This is a genomic window from Chitinophaga eiseniae (assembly GCF_012641265.1).
In the GTDB taxonomy this organism is placed as follows: Bacteria; Bacteroidota; Bacteroidia; order Chitinophagales; family Chitinophagaceae; genus Chitinophaga; species Chitinophaga eiseniae_A.
Window position 1 is genome coordinate 670,493 of record NZ_JABAHZ010000003.1, and the last position, 23,654, is coordinate 694,146.

Below are 23,654 nucleotides of genomic sequence, written 5' to 3' on the forward strand. Positions count from 1 at the left end.
TATTAATTGAATTAAAGAATAACATTGATGCCACAAGAGAAAGTCCTTTGTAATGGATAAATTTTAGCATCGCTGATAGATAGTTCCGGATCTATAGTCTTAATCAGCTTCGTGAACGTAGCCAGGTTTTCCACATTGAAGTATACCCTTACCTTTTGCATACGAATAGGAGACAGCATACTGGCGGGTAAGGTATATCCCAGCTGTACACTTTTAATACGGAGATAGGCCGCATTCTGCAGGTATCTTGACTGTACCTGTGTGTTCTTGCCATTTTCACTGCTCATATAATATTTAGGGAAATAGCCATTCGGCGTACTGGCAGTATAACGGTTATTGGCCTGTACAGTAAATGGAGAGCTTTGCCATTCATCGCCGGTAATTCCCCAGAAATAGTTAGATCCTACCCAGGCATCGCGTTTGGCAATACCCTGCAGGAAAATACCCAGGTCAAATCCTTTATAATCGAAATTCAGATTCAGGCTGTATTGATAGCGGGGCGTGTTGTTACCGATCACACGCAAGTCGCCGCTGCTATCTACGGTATTCTTTCCGTTGTTAATCTGTCCGTCTCCATTGAGGTCGGCGTAGCTTACATCTCCTGCACGCCATCCGTTTTTCCAGAAGCTGGCCACCGGCGCTTTGGCAGCATCCGCATCTGACTGGTACAATCCATTGGTCGTATATCCCCAGATCTCTCCCATCTGCTGACCTACATACCAGGTACTGAGTGAGCGGGGAGGATTATTGTAGGCAACCACTTTACCACGGTAATCAGACAAAGAAGCACGGGCACTGTAATGCAGTTTACCGATCCTGTCAGACCATTGGGCCGTTACTTCAAAGCCCTTTGTCTGAATAGCGGCATTGTTTACGCTGGGAAGGCCTGTTCCAAGTAATACAGGCACTACTGCAGCGGGGCCGGCAAAATCGTTGGCCTTGCGGATATAGTAATCGTAAGAAACAGTTAACCGGTTATTCAACAAAGACATATCAGTTCCAATACCATAAGACGTAGTGGTAACCCAGGTAAGATCAGGATTTACCAGCGGTGGCTGGCTTACAGATGCCTGCTTGTTACCACCAAATAACCAGGAGGTATTATTAGGACTGGTAGTTCCCAGCAACGGGTAAAAAGGATAGTAACTACCAATGCTTGGATCACCCAGGAACATCTGGTCAGGAGACGATCCGTAGGAAGCCCTCAGCTTAAACGCATTGATGACTGGGCTGATGGACTTCCAGAAATTTTCGCGGTCAAGGTTCCATCCGGCAGAAACACCAGGAGATAATTTCCAGCGACGACCTGCCAGGAACCGGGAGGTACCATCATAACGGCCATTGATTTCCAGGAGATATTTACCGGCAAAGTTGTAGTTAAACCGGCCAAAATAACCTTCCACTGCTAATCTCCGTACCTGATCGCCCACAGAAGGAGTAGGATTATAAGTAAGGTTTAAAGCAGGAATATCATTAGAATACAACTGGGTGTTGGAAGCAGAATACGACGCATAGCTGGTCAGCTCACTCGTAAAACCGCCCATAATCCTGAAGTGATGGCGATTGAAATCCTTTTCGTAAGAAGTAAAGGCATTTACGATATGGTGTTCATTGCGATAATTATTCCGGGTAAAAGAGTTGGGCGATGTACCGGAAGAAGGCGCTGTAGTACCATCCGGCAAAAACACATATACGGTTTTGAGTTGATTTTGCCGGTCGTATATATCACCGTCAAAAGTATAGTTCATGGTAATATCCCATCCTTTCAGCGGCTTAATCTGGAATTCACCGGTCAGCATAGGCTGATCTTCTGTACTCTTATCTCTTCCTCCCTGCAGGTGTAGCAACACATTGCTTTCATCTGAATAATGACCATCCGGGTTAATCAAAGCCACGGTGGGATACTTCCTGGCAATCTGGTGCATGTAGTTGCCGCCGGTCTGGCCAGAATATACGTTGGGCGTATTATACAGCGAACGTGACATTGTACTTCTGAAGTTGAAGGTGAGCCAGTTGGTGACATTAGACGTCAGGTTGGCGCGGATATTAAAACGTTTAAAGTCGTCTTTACCGAAATTGTACATACCTGACCGGTCATTGTAACCTACGCTGATATAATAATTACTTTTCTCGGAGGCGCCACTAACGCTAATATTATGCTGCTGGCTGAAAGCAAAATCCTTAAAGTATATTTTAAACCAGTCGTTATTCGCATTGCTGCTGGCCCAGCTATTCCAGCCATTGGGCGTATTGGGGTTTTTGATCGTTTGCGTGGCCAATGTGCCGTCCTGGTAGGCTTTGATACGCGCAATGGTTTCATCGTTAAAGTCGGGAGCTTTACCGGCATTCACAAAGGCTTCATTATACAGGTTAGCAAAGTCGAGTGAATTGAGCATCTTAGGCAAATTAATCGCCTGCGCCCAGGAAAGATTGTTATTATAGGCAATCTTTGTAGGCTGGCCCAGCTTACCTTTCTTAGTGGTAATTAAGATAACGCCGTAGGGCGCGCTGGAACCATAGATGGCCGTAGAGGCAGCATCTTTCAGTACAGAAATACTTTCTACATCATTGGGGTTAATGGCATTGATATCGCCACCCTGTATACCGTCAATTACTACCAATGGTCCGCCGGTAGTACCTAAACCAGTATACCCGCGGATATTGATATTTTGTGTGGCATTAGGTGCACCACCTCCGGTGTTGGTAACGATATTCAATCCCGCTACCATACCTTGCAGCCCTTGGCTGATACGGGTTATCGGGCGATTGTCCAGCACCTCGCCGGACACCTGTGTTACAGCGCCGGTGAGGTTTACTTTTTTCTGCGTGCCATATCCCACTACTACCACATTTTCCAACATAGATACTTCAGGCACAATTTTAATATCCAGGTGACTTCTACCGCCGGTAGCTATTTCCTGGCGTTGAAAACCAATATTGGAAACAATAATGGTCACCTCTCCGGAAATACCTGGTAACCGGTAATAGCCATCTGCATTGGAGATAGCGGCTACCTTGGAACCCTTCACCAGGATAGTGGCGCCGGGAACGGGGTTGCCGGTATTATCCACGATACGCCCGCGTAAGGTATCAGCCAGTGGCACGGCGGCGGGCGCCGGCGTAATAACACGATTCAATACAATCGTTTCCTTAATAATTTTCCAGGAAAGTCCCTGGCCATTGAAACACATGTCCAGTACCTGCGACAACGGCAGGTTACGGGCTTCAATGTTTATAGAATGCGTATCATCCAGATCACCGGAATGATACCAAAACTTGTAGCCGCTTTGTTGCTCTATTTTGTGCAGCACCTCGCCGATAGGCTTATCCCGCTCTACCAGGGTAATTTTTTGTGCTAATCCTTTTGCACTGATTTGAAGGAATGAAATCAGGAGAATAAAAGCCGTGAGTTTCATGATTTTCCAGATTTTGGTCAATAGGCGTACACGCCTGCCATTGTTGATTAAACAAGCAGTTAGATACATAGATAGATAATTAAGGATGCTTAACAGATAGTCATGAGCGTAGCCTGGCGATATCGGGCATATTAGCGTATGCCGGAAGTGCTATGCTCATGTGTTGATCATAACATAAGTAGTAATTACATGTGTGCTTTTAGCCGTTGAATGTTCACTGTTGATGGTTCACTGTCGAATGCCGTCGTTATGCCATAGCATATCTGCCGGTAATAAAATAATGATCTGGAGATGGATGAACGGAAAATACTCCGCCGTGGCAGGCTTGGAAACGAGAATTTAATAACATAAATTTGATTTAGGTAATGAAAAATGCTTAACAGATGTATGTTTTATTGCCTTTTACAACCGGGAAATGTTAGCGCATTCCCGGTTTTTTTTAGCGATTTTGGTGTCGATCATTTGTCCTGGATAATTTCAATAACGCTTAAGCGGGCAAAACAATAATTTTTCTGCCATCTATTTTAAAATGAATCCCACTTTCTTCTAATATAGCCAGTACATCGGCCAGTTCATAACTTCTCTTAATACTGCCTTCAAATTTCAGATCTGGTACTTTACCTGCATATACTATTTCCGCATTATACCACCTGGCCAGCTGCCGCATCACCACTTCGGTACCTTCTCCTTTCAATGAAAAGAATCCATTCTTCCAGGCAACAATTTTTTCGGTATCGGCATGCGGCACCAGCTGTATCTGCCGGGTGTCCGCCAGTTTGGCCTGTTGGCCCGGCTTCAGCAAAGCCGTATCTGCTCTGTGTATCACTTTTACCGCGCCTTCCAGCAACGTTACATCTGTACTCGGTTCCTCCTGGTAGGCCATCAGGTTAAAATGGGTGCCCAATACCTGCACCTGATTATCGCCCGATTGTACAACGAAAGGCGTCTTAGTATCCTGGGCCACCTCAAAATAGGCTTCCCCACTGAGTTCCACCCTTCTCTCTTTTCCATCAAATCCTGCCGGAAAACGTAAAGAAGAAGCGGCATTGAGCCATACTTTAGTACCATCCGGTAATACCAGCTGATACTGTCCTCCTGCCGGCGTAGTTAATACGTTAAATGCCTGCTGTTGCGAAGTGGTATTATTATACACCACCTCTCCATTACGCAGATGGATGGTAGCGCCTCCCTGCTGCATTACCCGGTTGCCAATGCTATCCAGCACCACGCTTTCTCCATTGGCCAATGTCAATACCGCCCTGTTACTCCCCGGCACCATTGCTTTTCCTGCCAGCAGCTGATCACCCTCTTTTTGCCGGTTACCTGTTTTCCAGAATTTAATACCGGTAAATACCACCAGCGCCGCTACTGCTGCAGCTACCGATGTTTTCACCAACATGCTCCGCAGCATGTTCCTGCGGATACCGGCACGTTGATAAATACGCTGACGTAATAGTTTTTCTGTTGCCGTTCTGTCACCCAGTTCCGCTTCATCCCAGTCCGCTCCAGTATCCACTTTGCTCAACAATTCATTATACAGCGAAATATCCGCTGCTGTTGCTGTCCCATCGGCAATGCGTTGGGCTAATTGTGCCAGTTGATCATGATTCACGTGAAATGGACGTTTATATACCAAGGCACCTGAAAAAAGGTTTCCCCCCAAAGTCCCGGTACTTTTTTTTAAAAAAATAAGATCGCCTATAAATGAGAAAGCAAGCAGGAGATAATAATCATGGAATGCCCAATGAATAAGCGTATCCGCTTCAGGGCAATGGTGATCTGGTTTTCCACCGTTTTAACGGTAATATTCATTCGGGAGGCAATTTCGGCATGCGACAATTGCTCGTTCCTGCTCAGACTATATACTTTGCGGCACTTATCAGGCAAAGCATCTACCGCCTGTGCAATAACGGACGTCAGTTCCCGCACTGCCAGCTCATCTGGTGTGGTACTGCTGTCACTGGTGTATTGCAGATCGTGGATAAATATTTGCCGCGTCTTGCTGGCCCGTAGCAGATTGGCCATTTTAAAACGTGTGGCCGCTTTGAGGTAATGTTTTAAAGAGGTAATGACCACCGTTTCCCGGTGCAGCCATAGCCACGTAAATACTTCCTGTACTACATCCATGGCCAGGTCGCGGCTCTTCAGCGTATAATAAGCATGTTTAAATAAATCAGACCAGTAGCGGTCATAAATAGTATCAAATGCACGTACTTCCCCCTTCCTAAGGTGGCTCAAAAGTTCACTGTCTTCCATAATGGCCCAACCAGACATTATATGCTATTTAATCAGCAGTTGCCGCTGCCAGGATAAAGGATGATAAAACGCGTTGTTTGCGCAAGCTAGTGTTTATTCATTTAAATTTATCCTATTTTTTAATCAAAAAACAGTTGTATTTTAACTAGTCTTTCTCCCACCAACCCATTTACTGATTCCGCAATAACCGGGTTTTTTGCCGACATTCATGGAACTAACTTTGTCTTCAAATGATAAAGCCATGAACAATTACGATAAAATAGCCACTGCAATAGATTACATAAAAAGTAATTTCAAAACGCAACCCGATTTACAGGAAATAGCGGCCGCCGTACATATGAGCCCATTTCATTTTCAACGGGTGTTTTCGGAATGGGCGGGTGTAACGCCTAAAAAGTTCCTGCAATATCTCACGCTGGACTACGCCAAAGGCATTCTACGTGAAGAGAAAACCACCGTATTTGACGCTGCTTTTGAAGCAGGCCTTTCCGGCACCGGCCGTTTACACGATTTGTTTATTAACATTGAGAGTATGACACCCGGAGAATATAAAAATGGTGGCAAAGCCCTGCATATCAACTATAGCTTCGCGGAAAGTCCCTTCGGCAATATCCTGGTGGCGTCTACGGCCAAAGGCATCTGTCATATGGCTTTCGCCGATCAGCCGGAAGCAGCCCTGCAGGCGCTGAAAGAACAATTCCCCCACGCGGAGTTTACGCAAATGGTAGATGTTATACAACAAAATACCCTCTATATATTTACCCAGGACTGGAGCCGGCTGTCTGAGATAAAACTGCATCTCCGGGGCACCGACTTTCAGCTGAAAGTATGGGAAGCCCTACTGAAAATCCCAATGGGTAATCTCACCACCTATTCCCGGTTGGCGGAAGAAATCAACCATCCCCGCGCCTCCCGCGCGGTGGGTACGGCAGTGGCCCAAAACCCGGTAGCTTTCCTGATCCCTTGTCATCGCGTGATTAAAGCGTCGGGCGAAGCCGGCCAATACCATTGGGGAATCTCCCGTAAAAACGCCATGATAGGCTGGGAAGCAGCTCGTACGCAATCCACCGGGTCATAAACAAAAGGGCTGCCCGCTTGTGAAGGACAGCCCCGTTTTTGCTTATGAAAAAAAAGACTGGCACTGAAAAATGCCTGCCGGTTAGACGAGGAAAAAAAGAAGTTATTATGGGCACAGGGAAATAAAAGATAATAACGACATGCCGCACGGCATGAGTAGTGATTTTCTCATGGAATCAGATTTTGGTCTTTCGTACTAATTAATCAACTCAATTAATGCGCTGGAAATATTGTTCAGAATTTTGGTCGTTTCGTTTTATCCCGCCGAAGTTGAACTTTAGCGTTACTTAAAAGTAAAAAAATATTTTACATTTTCAAGTATTAATATGCTTGTTTTATTTCTTTCTCGCTATCCTGGCAGCATACCACACATTATCAATAGTTTATACATCTCAATATCTCCCGCTTTTCGTAACTTCCTGTAAAAAGAATGACCACAACGAAAAACCCGGTAGGCCGCACTACCTCCCAGGGCTGGGAAATAGGGATCAGGCGCACTTTTTCCATTGAGCCCCATCAGGCATGGGAGCTGCTGTTTACACAACCCCTGCTCAGCTCCTGGCTGGATGACAAAGCGGACCTTCCATTTGAAAAAGGGAATACCTATACTACCCAAACGGGTATCACGATCATGGTATCTTCTGTGACAATAGGGAAAGTAATTCGCATAAAATGGCAACAGCCCGGCGATCCGCAAACTTCTACCCTGCAAATACGTATTATCCCCGCCAAAGAAAAGACGACGATCAGTTTCCATCATGAGTGGTTGAAAAATGAGCAGGAAAGGGAATTGATGAAAAACTACTGGAGCCGTGTGCTGGATGAGATCAGCCGGCAGCTCAACGCATAAATACCCTGCTGCGTTTATAACGGTAATACCTATACGACCGCCTGGGTTGCTGACAAGAGCCGTCGGCATATCACTTATTATAAGAAATTTTTAGCAAATAATCTATTATTTTTAAGGATATTATAAGACTATACACCGATTCTTACCAGTAACTTTGCGCATACGTAATACCAATGAACCTACGGGAACGCGAATTTATGAATGTTTATAGTATAGTTAAGGGGCCCCAGTTGCCAGATTTGCTCCACCATGAAACCCTGGCAGATATATTCTCTGGTACTGTGCAAGCTCACGCCCATCATACGGCGTTGATCTTCCAACAACAAACGCTCACCTACAAAGAACTCGATCACTGGAGTGATGCGGTAGCCGCCTTCCTGCAATCAAACGGGATAGGGCCTGGTAGCGTAGTAGGGGTATGGTGGTCGCGGGGACTGGAATTACATGCCGCCATACTGGGCATTATCAAGGCCGGCGCCGCCTACGTGCCGCTGGACCGGGAGATGCCGGCAGAACGTGTAGAAGGTGTACTCACAGAAGTGAAAGCAGCTGCCTGCTTCAGCGAAGAACCCCTTCAGCTGGAGGCAGCTGTACTGAAAGTTCCCCCCGTTCCCGATAGTACAGAAGTGTTTACCCTCAGCCAGGGCCCTTCTCCCGATAACTTCGCCTACGTATTATACACTTCCGGCAGTACCGGCAAACCCAAGGGCATCCCCATCAGTCACCGGCAGATATGCCACCTGATCCGGGCAGAACAAACGGTGTTGAACATCCGTAGCAACGATAAGGTATACCAGGGCTTCTCTGTATCATTCGACATGTGGTGCGAAGAAACCTGGCTCAGTTACTTCGTGGGCGCTACCCTCTGGGTAGCCGATGCCACTACCGCCAAAGCCATTGACGAACTGGGAGATGTGCTGCACCGCGAGAAAATTACGGTACTCCATGCTGTGCCCAGCTTACTGGCCATCATGGACGATAACGTCCCATCCCTGCGCCTGATCAATGCCGGCGGAGAAGCCTGTACCCCGCAGGTACTGGCCAGATGGGCCGCTCCTCCGCGCCATTTCTTCAATAGCTATGGCCCCACAGAAACAACGGTAAGCGCCACTTTCGCCGCACTTAAACCCGGCGATTATATCACCATCGGCCAGCCGTTACCTAACTATAACATGGCTGTAGTCAATGAAAAACTGGATATCCTGCCCGTTGGAGAACGGGGAGAACTGGTGATTTCAGGACCAGGCGTAGGCGCCGGTTATATCGACAGACCCGAACTTACCCGGGAAAAATTTGTGGATAAGCCAAGCTCCATGACCGAATTACCCGGCGATCGCCTGTACCGCACCGGCGATGCCGCTATCATACTGCCCGACGGCAGCATCGATTTCCAGGGCCGGCTCGACGACCAGATCAAACTACGCGGTTACCGCATAGAACTGGGAGAAATAGAAAACCAGCTGCATGCTGTAGACGGCGTTGCCGCTGCGGCCGTTGCCGTTAAAAAAGACGGTAACGACCAGGATCAACTGGTCGGATATATCGTAAGAGAAGATAATCAACCGGTAGATGAATCGATGCTGAGAAGCCACCTGGCCAAAGTATTACCTACCTACATGGTACCCGGTATCATTATGGTGCTCGACGATATGCCCAGGCTCCCAAGCGGTAAAATAAACCGGAAGGCACTGCCGGTCCCCCCTGCCTTTACCCAGGTAACCAGCCACGAAGCCATCGATCCAAATGCGCCATTGCAGGACCGGGTGATGCTGATCCTGGCTAAAGTATTCCCTGATCGTAATATTGATCTGCAACAGGACTTCTTTACCGACCTGGGAGGCCACTCCTTGTTGGCCGCCGCCTTTGTATCCCGCTTACGCAAGGAAGCCAATATACCACAGGCATCTCTGAAAGATATTTATATACACCGGCCTTTACAGGAGCTGGTAAATGTATGGTCTGCCCAACCACAGGCTGGTCAACGCAAAGAGAAAGTATTCAATAAAGTGCCCTGGTGGCGCCACCTTACCTGCTGGTTCTTCCAAACGATCGCCATCCTGGTGATCTTCGGTTTATTTGCCATGCAGATATTCCTGCCCTACCTGGGCTACTACTACGTAGAACAAGCCACCAGCAGCCTGGGATATGCCATCCTTACTGCCCTGGCGATGTTCTGCCTGCTGCCGCCTGTATTTTCTGCACTTATCATCACCACCAAATGGCTGGCCATTGGTAAAATGAAAGCAGGCGACTACCCGGTATGGGGCAACTACTATTTCCGCTGGTGGCTGGTAAAAACAAGTCAGCGCCTGATGCCTTCACAGTTCCTGAACGGTACGCCCCTATATCCGGCCTACCTGCGTATGCTGGGAGTAAAAATAGCTTCTGATGCACAACTCGGCGCAGTAACCATTGGCGCGGAAGACCTGGTCACCATTGGCAGTGATGTAAGCATCAGCTCCCAGGCGGTGATCAACAATGCCTTTATTGAAGACGGGTTCCTGAAACTCCGTGCGGTACACCTGGGCGATCACGCCTACGTTGGCAGTAGCGCCATTATTGGAGGCGACACCGTTATGGAAGCCTGGAGCGAACTCCAGGACCTCAGTTATCTATCTCCCGGTACTACCGCTAAAAGCGGGGAAGTGTGGCAGGGAAGTCCCGCTACCCTGAAAACCACCAAAAGCATCAGTGAGTTGCCGCAACCACTTCCGGTATCCGATGCTACCCGCTTCAAATACAGCATCATTTTCTCTTTATTCCTGCTGGTGTTTCCTTTCACCGTGTTATTACCGTTATTACCCACCATCATTACCCTCAACCAGATGGATAATGCGGCGCCGGATTATAACTTCAACTACATGGTGATTACACCCGCGCTGGCACTGAGCTATATCATACTGTTTACCGCTCAAACGGTATTGCTCACCCGCTTGCTGCAATGGGGTATAAAACCGGGCACCTATCCTGTGTACAGCATTTTTTATGTACGCAAATGGTTTGCAGATCAACTGATGTCCCTCACACTGATTGTGATACATCCCATTTTTGCTACAGTATATATCTCCTCTTTGTTCCGTGCATTGGGCGCCAAAATTGGAAAAAATACCGAAGTATCTACTGCCAGCAGCGTTACCCATCCGCTCCTGGAAATAGGCGACGGCGCTTTTATTGCGGATGCCGTTACCCTCGGCGAATCGGATGTACGCGGTCAGCAACTCATCCTGGAAAAAACAGTTATTCATAATACCAGCTTTGTGGGCAACAGCGCCCTTATTCCACAGGGATATGTGCTGCCGGAAAACATGCTGATCGGTGTGTTGTCTACCCCGCCTTCTAAGGAACAAATGGCAGGCGACAAGGCCCGCGATTGGTTTGGTTCACCTGCCATCGCACTGCCCCGCAGGCAGGAAAGCCATTTCTTTCCACCGGAACTCACTACCACGCCTTCGCCACAACGCCGGCTGGCCAGGGCTTTCGTGGAGTTTGTACGTATACTCATTCCTGAAACCGTAGTGATCTGCTGCAGCATCCTGTTCATCGCCTATGCGCACGACCTGGTAACAGATAAGCCCTGGTGGATGATCCTACTGCAGTTCCCCTTCTATTACCTGTTCTTCCTCGGGCTCCCTGCCTTCCTCTTCACCGTGATACTGAAGTGGGTGTTAACAGGCGTGTATAAACCATTGCAAAGCCCGATGTGGACATCTAAAGTATGGCGCAGTGAAGCGATCACTTCTACCTACGAAGCGCTCTCTATTCCCTTCCTGCTGGAATACCTGAAAGGGACTCCCTGGCTGCCGGTTTTACTGCGGCTGCTGGGCGTAAAAACAGGCTACCGCGTTATACTCAACACCGCCGATATCACCGAATTTGATATGGTGGAAATCGGATCAGACAGCGTATTGAATGAAGACAGCGGACCGCAAACCCACCTGTTTGAAGACAGGGTCATGAAAATAGGCGCCATCAAAATAGGCCGCAGAAGCAGCATAGGCGCCAGGTCTATCATTTTATACGATAGCGAAATCGGGGATGACGTAAACATTACCCCGCTATCGCTGGTGATGAAGGGAGAAAAATTACAACCTGGTACCAACTGGACAGGCAGCCCTGTAAAACCAGAATAATTGATATAACGATGACGGGTAAACGAAAATGATCACCATCCAACCCATACAAATCCGCGAACATTATGCGCTTATCAACAGCATGATGGAACAGCTGCATATCTCGGAAAAAGAATTTTTCCTGAAAACAGCTGCCTGGGAAAGTATTGCGTCCGGCTACATGCAGCATGTAATAGACACCCAGGAAGCCTGCGATGGTACCTGCCTGCTGGCATACGTCGATAATACACCGGCAGGCTTTATCTTTGCTTACCTGGAAGAAACAGATGAAAGCCGTATTGAGGATTATACCAATGATACGCTGTATGTTTCTGATGGTTATGTAGACAAAGCCTTCCGTCGCCAGGGCCTCTACCGCCTGATGAATGAAGAGCTGGAGAAAATCTATATCGCGAAAGGCATACGCAGGATCGTCAGGTATACCCTTACCAATAATCACCGCATGCAGCAATTCCTGTCTACCCAACAATATACTCCCGTAAGACTGGTGTACGAGAAATGGTTAACCGACGATGGGAAAAATACGCTGCCACTGTTTCCGGAGCAACCTTAAATCTTTAGACCTCATCCCAAAAAATACAGCGGGAGAAGATATATTTACCTATATCTTCTCCCGCTATAAAAATTTATTACAATAGTTACTTTGCCCATTGCTTATACCGCAGCAACGCCTCTACAAAGTAATAGTCGGCATAAGTCAGCGGCACATCCACTTCCGATTTATGCGGCAGGGAACCTACGCTATGCATTAATATAAAGTCGTTGTTCTCTCCTTCCTTAGCCAGGTAAGCCGGGCTGCAAAGACTGTTCAGCATCTTTTCTGCTGCATTCCAGTAACGTTTACCATCAGCTTTATTGGTGTAGCCACTCAGTTCCAGTAATGCAGATGCGGCTACTGCTGCAGCAGATACATCGCGGGGCGCATTCGGAATACCGGGTGCATCATAATCCCAGTAAGGCACCCCGTCTGCCGGCATCTTCGGATTGTTGAGGATATAATTTGCTATATGGCGGGCTTGTTCCAGGTAAGTTTTGTCTTTAGTGTCCCGGTACATCATGGTATAACCATAAAGTCCCCAGGCCTGACCACGTGACCAGGCAGAGCTGTCGGCCGCTCCCTGGTGGGTTTTACGCTCATGTACAGCACCGGTGGCCGGATCGTAATCCACTACGTGATACGAGCTATAATCCGGGCGGAAATGATTTTTGATAGTGGTGTTGGCATGTATGCGGGCAATCTTTGCAAACTGTGGATCGCCGCTTTCACGCGTAGCCCAGTTCAGCAGCTCCAGGTTCATCATATTATCGATGATCACCGGGAACTTCCAGCTGCCATGGTCCCATGATTTGATACAGCCCACTGTAGGGTTAAAGCGGGAAGATAAAGACCTGGCACTGGTGAGCAATATGCTTTTATAGGCGGTATCTTTCGTGATGCTTAACGCGTTGCCAAAAGGGCAATACATCATAAATCCCAGGTCGTGTGTATGGGTATTAAATTGCTCTTTTTTTACCAGCTCCATACGCTTCAATGCTTCTGCTTTGAATGCCGGGTCTTTCGTGTATTCATACAGGTACCAGGTAGTACCGGGATAAAACCCGGATGTCCACCAACCGGAATTGGAAGTCATTAAGCTACCATCTTTGCTGTCGGTAGTGCGGGGCAATACGCTATCCGGCACATGGGTCATCATCAGTTTATATTGCCGTGCGGCAAATTGCAGGGTGGCATCGGCTTTTGCCAATAGGGCTTTGTCCGCTTTACCGGATTGTGCATACGTTTGCAATATCAGTACCGGCAATAGTAATACCGTAAAGAACAGGTTCTTTTTCATAACCGTTGATTGTAAGATGATCATTTCTTTTTTCCGCCAGCCTTTACCATTCCGGCAGTAGACTCGCGGGCTATCAGTTGAATAGGTATTATTTCCTGTGAATAACGGGGTGCTGTAGCAGAAGCCTGGCTGGTGATCAGCTCCATTAAAGCAGCTACCACCCGCTCGCCCATCATAGTCGGGTACTGGTCTACGCTGGTAACGGGAGGCGTTACTATTTCCGTACGCGGATCATTGGAATACCCTACAATTTTCAGGTCTTCCGGCACCCGCACATTTATTTTACGGCAATACTCCATAATGGTAATAGCAGTAGTATCATTGGAAGCAAAAATACCGTCGGGGTAAGGCGTTTGAGCGAATATCTTTTCGCAGGCCTGCCAGGCATTATCACGGGTTAGCTCCTGGTAAAAAACACGTGTCTTTTTGAAGGGCAGTTTATTCTCCTGCAAAGCGTGCTTATAGCCTGATACCCGCTCTACATACAGGTTACAGGTAAGCGGCCCGGAAATATGTACAATATCTTTACATCCCCTTTCTATCAGGTGGGTAGTAGCGGTGTATCCTCCTACGTAATCATCTCCCTTAATTACTTTCACATTGTAATCTTTGGGTACCCGGTCGAAAAATATCAGGGGAATATTGTTATCCTTAAATACATCAAAATGCGAAAAGTCGGTGGTATATAAAGTGGTAGACACTACCAAACCATCCACCCTGGCGGAGTACAGGGTATTTACCAGCGCCACCTCCTGGTCATAGGAATCGTTCGACTGGCAGATGATCAGGTTATACCCGTACTCCTGCAGTTTATTCTGAATAATGGTACTGATCGTCGCCGGGAAGAACATGGAAATACGGGGTACGATAAGACCGATGGTCTTACTTTTGTTATTGCGCAACCCCGCTGCCAGCGCATTGGGGCGATACCCCAGTTTGCGGGCCATTTTCTTCACCTTATCCTTCGTACGTGCGCTGATGTTAGGATTATCATTCAGGGCACGTGACACCGTAGATACAGAAAGCTTTAACTCTTCTGCAATATCTACTATCGTTTTTTCAGTACGCTTGCTCATGTGTGGAATATAAATTTTTATCTTCCCATCCAGCCGCCATCAACGGTGAGAATGGTACCATGTACATAGTCTGCCGCCTTGGAAGCCAGGAAAATAACTGGTCCTGCAAAATCTTCCGGCTCTCCCCAGCGCCCTGCCGGAATACGCTCCAGGATGGAGGTGCTCCGCTGCTGGTCAGCCCGCAATGCCGCGGTGTTATCCGTAGCAATATATCCCGGGGCAATGGCGTTCACGTTCACTCCCTTTGAAGCCCACTCATTGGCAAATGCCTTTACCAGCGATCCTACAGCACCCTTACTGGCTGCATAACCCGGTACGTTAATACCTCCCTGGAAAGTGAGCAAAGAGGCTGTAAAGATAACTTTTCCGCTTCCACGTGCAATCATTCCTTTTCCAATTTCACGGGTCAGGATAAATTGGGCGTTCAGGTTAATGTTAATCACCTCGTCCCAGTATTCATCCGGGTGCTCTGCTGCCGGCTTCCGGAGAATAGTACCCGCATTGTTCACCAAAATATCTATTACAGGCGCTTCCTGCCCTAGTTGCCTGATAAAAGTATAAAGGGCTTCCCGGCTGGAGAAATCGCACTGGTATGCCTTAAAATTACGCCCCAGGGCCTTTACTTCGTTTTCCACCTCACTGCCGCTCAGCTCCAGGGAAGCGGAAACGCCTATAATATCAGCACCTGCCGATGCCAGCGCCACCGCCATCGCTTTACCAATACCCCGTTTACATCCTGTTACCAGCGCCGTTTTTCCTTTTAACTGAAATAAGTCCATAAAAATAGGTTAAGCTCTTCCTCCCACGTGTGGCGGGAGAAAGAGAATATTATTGAATATTCACCTGCAAAGGTTGTTTGATCTTCTGTGAAAATGCCTCCAGGTAGCTGAACCAGGCATCAGCCGAGGTAATCCGGCCTCCCTTACTCCAGGCTGCTCCGAAATAATATACATACGGCTGCTGACTACTGGCAGTACCAGGACTAAACAGGTGTACATTATCTGTCTTCATACCAGGTACTTCACGGGCAAATACACAGCCCGTACCAATGGTACCATCTTCGCCATGTACCGGCTCCCAATAACCCATCACCCCATTTTTCTCGTCCAGCAACATAGCACCCGGATCTTTACGCTTCACCAACCCTGTTACTACCGGGAGCTCATTTCCCTTGAAATGATACTGCACCGACATTTTATTGAGCTGCGAACCCGCATCCAGCGAAATTGTTTTGGTAACGGTAACGGGTATACTACCAGCCTGCCAGCTATCGTAAGTCAGTGCAAACGTAGTACGCAACGGCCCATTGTCAAGCGATTTCCACTGACGGTAATTCTTTGGATAGTAAATGGTATCCTTCCCGGCAGGCGCGGTGTCACCCGCTCCCAATGTCAGGCCCACACTGAAATAATCCAATCCCTGGCCGTTGTCGTGATGATAATTATCCAGTTTATACCAGGTATCTATCACCATATCTGTAGTCCGCTTCGCCCATACATCAATACCATAAGCCATTTCCTTCGGAACCTGCTCCAATGCCTTACCGTACATGCGATAAGCCATCCGGTCGTTCTCCCAGGCATAGTCATCTTTACGCTCCGGTACATAACGGCCATAGGTGGCTGTTTTCACAGGTGCGGGACTACCCTTTTCCAAATGTGCATATACATGCGATGCCGCCGGTACGGTTACCTGCAACAACAGCTGCCTGGCCGTTTTACCACCTTCATAGATCAGCTGGTAAGGAATTTCCTGTCCGCTCAACGCATCCACTACCTTAAAAGGCGATGGTAAAGACTTTCCCATCTTAGCTGTCAGCGAAGCATAAGGAATCTCCACAAGATCCCCTTCCCGGTTAATACCAGTATTATTGGAGATGGTAAGCGCCGCAGGGTTTTTCTTTAAATCATATTTAATCAACTCTGACCCGGCCAACAGGAACGCACCTACGCCATATACCTCTGTATCATCTGCGGTGGCCTTTCCCGGGGCAGCGCCTATTTCCTGTACAAAACCCAGTTTGCCGTTGGGATGCACGCAACCCACCAGTCCCTGCCATCCTTTTTGTATTACCGGCATAAATTCCTTCTCCGGCAACAATCCGTTATTCACCCCCCACATCAACGCATATACGTAAAAGCCTGTACCGCTTGTTTCCTTGGCAGGGTAGTTAGCCGGATCCAGCAGGCTCGCATGCCAGGTGCCATCTGCGGTTTGCAATGCAGCAATACGATACGCCAGCTGCTTGTACAGCTCCTGGAAACGCGCTTTGCCGGCGTATCCGGCAGGCATATTATCCAGCATACGGACCAGTCCACCCATTACCCATCCGTTACCGCGACTCCAATACACATTGGTACCATTCTTTTCTTTCTTACCGATATAGCTACCATCGCGGTAGTACAAACTATCCTGCTTGTTGTATAGAAAATCGGTCGTCTTCCACCATAGTTTATCGGCAGTTTCCAGGTACCGGGGATCGCCTGTGGCAGTGGACAAATAAGCCAGTGCGGGCGGGCCCATAAACAAGGCATCGCACCAGGCCCATTCGCGGTGATGAATCCCATTCTTCCATTCGAGCGACTCGGTGTGCGGCTGCGCCACAATACTATCCGCCAGCTTACGGAAGCGATCTATCATCACCGGGTCTTTATATACGCTGTACAACTGCGCATACAACTGCCCTACGCAGTATTCGTCTGCAAAAAAGCGATCAGGCCCGGTATTCCATTCATTATCCCTTCCTACCTGTAACAGCCGGTCTACAAAAAATGAACGGCCGGTTACCTGTGCCAGCGACATCATACCGGCATACATAGCGCCGTTGGTCCAGTCGGTGGGTGCGTGATTCCAGCCCTGTTCCGTAATATGACGCCACTGCCAGGAAGCTACTTTCTCCATCTGTGCTTTTACAACAGGCGCTGTAAACACATCTTCGAATACCGTGGCATGCTTTACTGTAGCCGGACCGGTGGCATATACCGGTAAGCCGGCCTGCAGAAAAGACAAGCCCAGCAAGCTTCCTGCGATAATTTTTTTCATCATGATAACAACTATTATCAGTTAACGTAAATCCGTGATCTTGCAATGATCCATATCCCCGTAGTCCAGGTTTTCACCAGCCATCCCCCAGATAAAGGTATAGTTGCTGGTGCCTGCGCCGGAGTGTACCGACCAGGGGGGTGAAATCACCGCCTGCTCATTCTGCATCCAGATATGGCGGGTTTCATGTGGCTGCCCCATAAAGTGACATACCGATTGCCCTTCCGGTACTTCAAAATAAAAATATACTTCCATTCTCCGGTCGTGCGTATGCGCCGGCATAGTATTCCACACGCTGCCAGGTTGCAGCTCTGTCATACCCATCTGCAGCTGGCAGGTTTCCAGTACACTGTTCACCAGCAGCTTATTGATAGTACGGTGATTGGAAGTTTCTAAAGCGCCCAGCGTTACCACTTCTCCTTCTTTTTTCGATACTTTACGGGTAGGGTAAGTATGATGTGCCGGGGTAGAGTTCAGGTAAAATTTAGCCGGACTTTGTGCATGCTTGCTATGGAAGACGATGTCCTTACTTCCTTTCCCGATATACAACGCTTCTTTAAATGCCAGCTCATATTTTACACCGTCTACTTCTACCCAACCATCGCCGCCTACATTGATCATGCCCAGCTCCCTTCTTTCGAGGAAATAGCTGGCTTTCAGCAGGTCGATGGTTTCCAGTACCACCGGGCCTTTCACCGGCATAACACCGCCAAACAGGTAACGGTCATAATGTGTATGTGTCCAGTGAATATGATCTGCTTCAAAAAGTTTCTCCATTAGAAAAGCCTGTCTCAGCTGTGCAGTATCCATGTGCTTCACTTCTGTGGGACTACTGGCATACCTGGATACTAACGTGAGGCTCGTATGCTGTGCAGTATCTGCATGTTTTACTTCTGCCGGACTACTGCCGTACTTTGAATCTATCGTGGTGCTCATATAGTTAGTATTATATGTTTTATTTCAGAAAGCCTACTGCTTTCTGCTAATAATTTACGTGATAATCTTTCTTTATTTTCTTTCCTGACCATACCTTTTGCGCGGTCCATTCTGCCGCAGGATCTGTCCAGAAAGGGTCTGTGGCGGGCAATCCCAATGCCAGGAAGCCATTGGTGCAGATATATAAACTACCGGTGGAAGTATATACATCCGCTACTTCCGGCTGATGCCCGCAAATGCCCAGTTGTAGCCATCCCTGCTTATCGAAGGTGCCTTCCATTTCGAAAATGTTTTTCATGATGGCGGTCATGGCGCAACGCACCTGTGCAGGCGTAACGCCTTCGGGCAACTGGTGCTGAAGCGCCAGCTGCACCAGTGGCTGAAATGCAGCCGTGCGGTAGGTCATGGATCTTCCCAATGCGGGGTAAGTACCATCCGGCGCAATCATGCGTTCCTGTAATTCGGCATAACGCTGCATCCGTTTGATACCTTGTTCTAAATCAGCCTTGGCCCATTGTCCTTTATCTACCAATACTTTTAGCATATCGGTAAACATAGGATGCATCACATACCCGTTGTAGTAGTCTAACGAAAACTGCGGACCATCGCTATAAAAGCCATCCCCTGCATACCATTCCTGTATTTTTTTAGTAGCTACCATGGTGCGCATCGGTTCCCATTCTTCGTTGATCGACAACAGGAAAGCCTCTACCATGGCAGCAAACAACAACCAGTTATTATAAGCCGGGCGTATACGTCTCAGTTCTTTCAGCTCTTTCACCACATTGGCTTTGGTGGTATTGTCGAGCGGTTGCCATAACGCTTCCGGCGCCCGCATAAATGTCTGGCACAGGTAAGCGGCATCCACCAGTGGCTGGCCTTCTGAGCGGAAATTAAGATAGTCGGGAGAAGAAGGATTTACGGCGTTTACAATGCCCTGCAATACCTGCCCACGTACTTCCTGCCGCAGCTTGCCTTCCGCCGTAGTATCGTCGGGCAATGCCAGCCAGGGCGCCAGGCCGGATATACAACGGGCAAATGCTTCGAGGTAAGTCACCTTTTCGACTGCCAGCCCATATCCCGGGCCTTTCTCTAAAGGCATATTTTTCTTCAACGTGCCTTTACTCATATTTTCTACCACCGGCCGGGCAATACGATGTAATAAATTTACCTGGTACTGCCGGTCAGGTATAGCGGCTCCCATGGCGGAAGCGCTACGCTCATTCATGGCGGAGGCCAGTACGCCGGCCGGCGCGATGGCCCCGGCTAAACCAGCCAGCGGCGCTATTTTGATAAAGTTTCTGCGTTCCAATGTAGAATTACTTTGACGTGGTTAATGTGACTCTTTCGCGGATATACGGCTGTAACGGCACTAATGTAATGCAAACGTTTGCAAAAATCAAGCTTTTTTATAAAAAAAGCGGAAATACACTAGGACCGGCGCATCACAAAACTAACGCTGTGCTGCCCCGATAAAGCCTGTTTACGCGCTTTTAAACTGATACGGGTAACATGATCGCCCCATACCGGAGATAGCCGCCCATCGGTAACTTCCTGCCGTTCCGTGATCACCTCAAATAATGCAGGATCATAAGTCATCTCCAGGTTGGCCGTACTACCTTGCAGGACCACCTTACCGAGAGTATGGGCATCCGCTGGTAAGCAAGTCATAAAGTGCAGTAAGAACGGTTCTTTCCAGGCGGTCAACTGGTAAGTCTCCTCCAGCAGCAAAGATTGCTTCGCCGGAGCAAAAGTGAAAGTGCGCTTCCACGACTGTATCATAGCCGTTTCAGGATACGCCGCGCCAATGTCCATGCTGAGTTTATTATTACTGTAATGTACATCCCTGGCCTGGAACCGGCGCCCATCGTGCTGCTGCACACCGTTTATAGTAGGACAGTTATGCCATTGCGATTGCATAAACCACAATTGATAACGGTCAGCACTAAACGTTTGCTTCGTATAAGTACCCACACCCACATCTATCAACGCCGGTGCTCCATCCATATACAATACAAAATTGCCTACATCATTATGGTTATGGCTCTCCGCGTTATGGCCACCCTGCGCCGCAAAGAACAGGCCCTTAGCCGTACCTTGTTTTGAACGGAGCGATAATACCTGTAAATCAGGTAACCAGTTTTCGGTGGTATAAGGGGCTACTGGCTGTTCTCCTTTCAACTTATCCCGCAACAACAGGTTATAAAGAAAGAAGGCCAGCGAAGGCGCCTTTATTCTTGTAGTATCCGCATTATCCAGCTGTGCCAGGTAGGCAGAAAAACTTTTCAGGGAAGGATCATCAAAAGCTTTTCCATATAAATATACGGTATGTGGCGGAGGAATGGTGCTGGCAGAAGCATCTGCAAAATTCACAAACCGGCTGCTGTCAACATGCATCTTATAAATATAGGCGCCTATGCGGTGGATCAGCTCATTCCTTTTCCAGTTTAACATACCGCCGGAAGCATCTGTGAGCCAGGTAGTAAACTCTGCCAGCTTACCGCCTGCATGTCCCCAATAGGTAGGTCCTTCATCACATCCTCCATCTTCCGGATAACCATTGAGAAAATTATCGGCGCTATGAATTGCCTTTTCAATCACCTTATTACGTATATCCGTTTCATTTATACTCAGCAAGGCCGTCTGCAAAACGTTCGTATTAATCCAGATATTCCAGTTATTCACCGTCTGGCCTTTGAAGCCCATCCACCAGAAATCATTGCGTTGCAGGTAAGGCTCCACAATACGATGTTGCAGCTCATACGTGATCCGCTTGTTCACAATGGGAGAGAATTTGTCCAGCTGGTCATGCAGTAAAAACTGCGCCCAGCTAAGGGTAGCAGATGTTTCGCCGGCAAACAGATCTACCACCGGCTCTGTAGGGTCGGGCAAATCGGTACCCGCCTTTTGGGCGCCCACATGTGCCGGCAATACCCAGGTACTCTCTTCCAGGATAACCCATAAGCCATTTGCAATCTGTGGTATATACTTACCATTACCACCCGCCAGCTCTCCCGCTACCAGGGCTGCCAATACCTTACGCCGTTCAAATTGCGCATTCTCAAAATTGACCCGGTTACCATTATCCCGGTATTGCAGGTATAACGTAGCCGGCAGGGAAGGCCAGGTAAAAGACATCGCTTTGTCGGCCTCCTTTAACAGGTTCGCCTTTACAGACGCCGGTAAATTGTTCATTTTCCCAACAATACCCTGTAAACATTGTGCTCTCCATGCGGCGATATTCTTGAAAGCAGCAGCGCCGCCTTCCTGCTGATATTCGTTATACAGGTAGTTTCGTTCTTTCGCATGTTCCTGCGCCATTGCACCGGTAAACACCCCGGAACTTACGGTCAGTAACAATGCACCAACAATATTTTTAATGTACATAGGACATTTATTTTCAGAAAGATAAAAAATACATGCCACCGCTAATAGCGGTGGCACGATATATTTATTGTTCCCTGCTATTTTCCTTACTTAACATAGTTCGGGTTTTGTACCAGGTTGCTGTTCAGATCTATTTCCACCTGCGGAATAGGCCATAAATTAAAGGCATCTACAAAATTAATCTTGTCAATCTGCTGACCGGCAATATTAGTCACCACCAGGCCGTTCATCAGCTGTGTGGCAATGCCCCAGCGGCGAATATCTGAATAGTAGGTTCCTTCCATGGCAAATTCTATCATCCTTTCATGACGGATAATGTCCCGCATCTCTTCTTTTGATTTACCGGCAGGAATAGGTGGCATATCCACCCCTTTACGTGCCCTTACCCGGTTAATGGCAGTGTATACGGCAGCATCCGGGCCAGCGGTTTCGTTTTCTGCTTCTGCCAGCATCAGCAATACATCGGCATAACGAAAAATGATAAAGTTCAGCGGTGAATCACCCGCACCAAAGCCATCTACTTCCAATACATATTTCCTGGTAAGATAACCGGTAAAAGTAGCCGCGTTATCGAGTCTCAGGTTGGCATAAGGAATATTCTTCCAGGTAGCCCCAGGTCTTACTACGGTATAGTCTAAACGTGGATCACGGTTGTTGTACGGGTTGGCAGGATCATAACCAGAGCTGGGATCTGTAATCATCTTACCGTTCTTCATCTCATAGTTATTCACCAGGTTCACAGAAGGATACACGTTGCTCCAGCCACTGGAAAAGGAACTACGGGTAGATAAACGTTTATCCAGCAAGCTACCCTGCCCTAATCCCGGCGCCAGGTATTGTATATCAAAAATCACTTCCACATTATTTTCTGCCGCAGTAGAAATAAACATGCTCCTATAATCGGCATATAAATCATATCCTAATCCGGCAATCGTTTGACAGGTAGCGGCGGCATCCGCATATTGTTTAGCCAGCAACTGGGCCTTGGCTTTCAACGTTAAAGCAGCGCCCTGCGTAGCGTGGCCTACCTGTGCGGCCGGATAGCTTTTAGGCAGTGAATCGGCCGCTGCCCCTGCTTCTTTGATGATAAATGCCAGCAGGTTTGCCCTGGTTTCTTTGGCCAGCAACGGCGCTCCCAACGGCAGGGTTTTAGTGATCAACGGTACGTCACCATAAAAATCTGTTAGCTGATAGTAATACAATGCCCTTAAAAAAGTGGCCTCCGCTATCAGGCGGTGATTAACAGAAGTACTCATATTACTGATACCCGGCAGTTTTTCCAGCGCCAGGTTAGCCCGGAAAACACCATTGTACAGCGCTTTGAATTTATTCACCACGGCGCTGGTAAACGGATTCATATTACCCTTTGTAATAGGTCCCATACCAGTGCCTCCATCATCCCAGATATAAGCAGAAGGTGTTAGTCCATCATTGTATACATACAATCCAAAAATATCGTTGTTCTGGAGATCATTGTAAATGGCGCTCACACCCGCATTCGCATCCTTTTCTGTTTTCCAGAAATTTGCATCAGATACTTTATCAGAAGGAGTAGTATTCAGAAAATCTTTTTTGCAGGCACCCAGCGCTAATAAACTGCATGCACATATTGCGGTTAATATCTTGTTCATTACTTACCCTTTAAATAG

Annotated in this window: 15 protein-coding genes; 4 read left to right on the forward strand and 11 right to left on the reverse strand. The window is 47.8% G+C overall.

The window, feature by feature from the left end:
• Positions 1-11 precede the first annotated feature (11 nt).
• The 3 genes from HGH91_RS16525 to HGH91_RS16535 form a co-directional block, all read right to left on the reverse strand.
• Positions 12-3,416 carry a TonB-dependent receptor gene (locus tag HGH91_RS16525; RefSeq protein ID WP_168739902.1) on the reverse strand — a complete coding sequence of 1,135 codons (3,405 nt, stop codon included), beginning with the start codon at positions 3,414-3,416 and terminating at the stop codon, positions 12-14.
• Between the two features lie 487 nt (positions 3,417-3,903).
• Complete coding sequence (locus HGH91_RS31525; RefSeq protein WP_168739903.1) at positions 3,904-5,028, reverse strand: FecR family protein; 1,125 nt, start codon at positions 5,026-5,028, stop codon at positions 3,904-3,906.
• 86 nt (positions 5,029-5,114) lie between these two features.
• Complete coding sequence (locus HGH91_RS16535) at positions 5,115-5,690, reverse strand: RNA polymerase sigma-70 factor (protein ID WP_168739904.1); 576 nt, start codon at positions 5,688-5,690, stop codon at positions 5,115-5,117.
• A gap of 223 nt (positions 5,691-5,913) precedes the next feature.
• Between HGH91_RS16535 and HGH91_RS16540 the strand changes: the two genes are divergently transcribed.
• The 4 genes from HGH91_RS16540 to HGH91_RS16555 all read left to right on the forward strand — a co-directional run bounded on the left by HGH91_RS16540 (position 5,914) and on the right by HGH91_RS16555 (position 12,282).
• Positions 5,914-6,750 carry a methylated-DNA--[protein]-cysteine S-methyltransferase gene (locus tag HGH91_RS16540; RefSeq protein ID WP_247651760.1) on the forward strand — a complete coding sequence of 279 codons (837 nt, stop codon included), beginning with the start codon at positions 5,914-5,916 and terminating at the stop codon, positions 6,748-6,750.
• A gap of 429 nt (positions 6,751-7,179) precedes the next feature.
• Entirely contained in the window at positions 7,180-7,599 is a 420-nt protein-coding gene (locus tag HGH91_RS16545) for an SRPBCC domain-containing protein (protein ID WP_168739906.1), read from the forward strand.
• A gap of 173 nt (positions 7,600-7,772) precedes the next feature.
• Positions 7,773-11,729: a Pls/PosA family non-ribosomal peptide synthetase gene (locus tag HGH91_RS16550; protein ID WP_211092326.1), complete on the forward strand. Its 3,957-nt coding sequence runs from the start codon at positions 7,773-7,775 to the stop codon at positions 11,727-11,729.
• 28 nt (positions 11,730-11,757) lie between these two features.
• The gene (locus tag HGH91_RS16555) at positions 11,758-12,282 is read left to right on the forward strand and encodes a GNAT family N-acetyltransferase (RefSeq protein WP_168739907.1); all 525 of its coding nucleotides are present in this window, start codon (positions 11,758-11,760) and stop codon (positions 12,280-12,282) included.
• A gap of 85 nt (positions 12,283-12,367) precedes the next feature.
• Here the strand turns inward: HGH91_RS16555 and HGH91_RS16560 are convergent, their stop codons facing one another.
• From HGH91_RS16560 to HGH91_RS16595, 8 genes are all read right to left on the reverse strand, one after another.
• Positions 12,368-13,564, reverse strand: a complete 1,197-nt coding sequence (locus tag HGH91_RS16560) for a glycoside hydrolase family 88 protein (RefSeq protein WP_168739908.1) — start codon at positions 13,562-13,564, stop codon at positions 12,368-12,370.
• Between the two features lie 20 nt (positions 13,565-13,584).
• A complete protein-coding gene (locus HGH91_RS16565) occupies positions 13,585-14,640 on the reverse strand; it encodes a LacI family DNA-binding transcriptional regulator (RefSeq protein WP_168739909.1) in 1,056 nt (351 codons plus the stop codon).
• Between the two features lie 17 nt (positions 14,641-14,657).
• The gene (locus HGH91_RS16570) at positions 14,658-15,419 is read right to left on the reverse strand and encodes an SDR family oxidoreductase (RefSeq protein ID WP_168739910.1); all 762 of its coding nucleotides are present in this window, start codon (positions 15,417-15,419) and stop codon (positions 14,658-14,660) included.
• 49 nt (positions 15,420-15,468) lie between these two features.
• Positions 15,469-17,685 (reverse strand): glycoside hydrolase family 88 protein, encoded by a 2,217-nt coding sequence (locus HGH91_RS16575; protein WP_168739911.1) that lies wholly within the window; start codon positions 17,683-17,685, stop codon positions 15,469-15,471.
• An 18-nt stretch (positions 17,686-17,703) separates the two neighbouring features.
• The gene (kduI, locus tag HGH91_RS16580) at positions 17,704-18,618 is read right to left on the reverse strand and encodes a 5-dehydro-4-deoxy-D-glucuronate isomerase (RefSeq protein WP_168739912.1); all 915 of its coding nucleotides are present in this window, start codon (positions 18,616-18,618) and stop codon (positions 17,704-17,706) included.
• 46 nt (positions 18,619-18,664) lie between these two features.
• Entirely contained in the window at positions 18,665-19,930 is a 1,266-nt protein-coding gene (locus HGH91_RS16585) for a DUF2264 domain-containing protein (protein WP_168739913.1), read from the reverse strand.
• A gap of 119 nt (positions 19,931-20,049) precedes the next feature.
• On the reverse strand, positions 20,050-22,005 hold the full coding sequence (locus HGH91_RS16590; RefSeq protein WP_168739914.1) for a heparinase II/III family protein: 1,956 nt from the start codon (positions 22,003-22,005) through the stop codon (positions 20,050-20,052).
• A gap of 86 nt (positions 22,006-22,091) precedes the next feature.
• Positions 22,092-23,636 carry a RagB/SusD family nutrient uptake outer membrane protein gene (locus HGH91_RS16595; protein WP_168739915.1) on the reverse strand — a complete coding sequence of 515 codons (1,545 nt, stop codon included), beginning with the start codon at positions 23,634-23,636 and terminating at the stop codon, positions 22,092-22,094.
• Positions 23,637-23,654 lie beyond the last annotated feature (18 nt).

Excerpts from the sequence above, each read along its gene's own strand:
- HGH91_RS16525 (WP_168739902.1), bottom strand. The coding sequence starts at position 3,416 with ATGAAACTCACGGCTTTTATTCTCCTGATTTCATTCCTTCAAATCAGT.
- HGH91_RS16535 (WP_168739904.1), bottom strand. The coding sequence starts at position 5,690 with ATGTCTGGTTGGGCCATTATGGAAGACAGTGAACTTTTGAGCCACCTT.
- HGH91_RS16540 (WP_247651760.1), top strand. The coding sequence starts at position 5,914 with ATGAACAATTACGATAAAATAGCCACTGCAATAGATTACATAAAAAGT.
- HGH91_RS16545 (WP_168739906.1), top strand. The coding sequence starts at position 7,180 with ATGACCACAACGAAAAACCCGGTAGGCCGCACTACCTCCCAGGGCTGG.
- HGH91_RS16550 (WP_211092326.1), top strand. The coding sequence starts at position 7,773 with ATGAACCTACGGGAACGCGAATTTATGAATGTTTATAGTATAGTTAAG.
- HGH91_RS16555 (WP_168739907.1), top strand. The coding sequence starts at position 11,758 with ATGATCACCATCCAACCCATACAAATCCGCGAACATTATGCGCTTATC.
- HGH91_RS16560 (WP_168739908.1), bottom strand. The coding sequence starts at position 13,564 with ATGAAAAAGAACCTGTTCTTTACGGTATTACTATTGCCGGTACTGATA.
- HGH91_RS16565 (WP_168739909.1), bottom strand. The coding sequence starts at position 14,640 with ATGAGCAAGCGTACTGAAAAAACGATAGTAGATATTGCAGAAGAGTTA.
- HGH91_RS16570 (WP_168739910.1), bottom strand. The coding sequence starts at position 15,419 with ATGGACTTATTTCAGTTAAAAGGAAAAACGGCGCTGGTAACAGGATGT.
- HGH91_RS16575 (WP_168739911.1), bottom strand. The coding sequence starts at position 17,685 with ATGATGAAAAAAATTATCGCAGGAAGCTTGCTGGGCTTGTCTTTTCTG.
- kduI (WP_168739912.1), bottom strand. The coding sequence starts at position 18,618 with ATGAGCACCACGATAGATTCAAAGTACGGCAGTAGTCCGGCAGAAGTA.
- HGH91_RS16590 (WP_168739914.1), bottom strand. The coding sequence starts at position 22,005 with ATGTACATTAAAAATATTGTTGGTGCATTGTTACTGACCGTAAGTTCC.
- HGH91_RS16595 (WP_168739915.1), bottom strand. The coding sequence starts at position 23,636 with ATGAACAAGATATTAACCGCAATATGTGCATGCAGTTTATTAGCGCTG.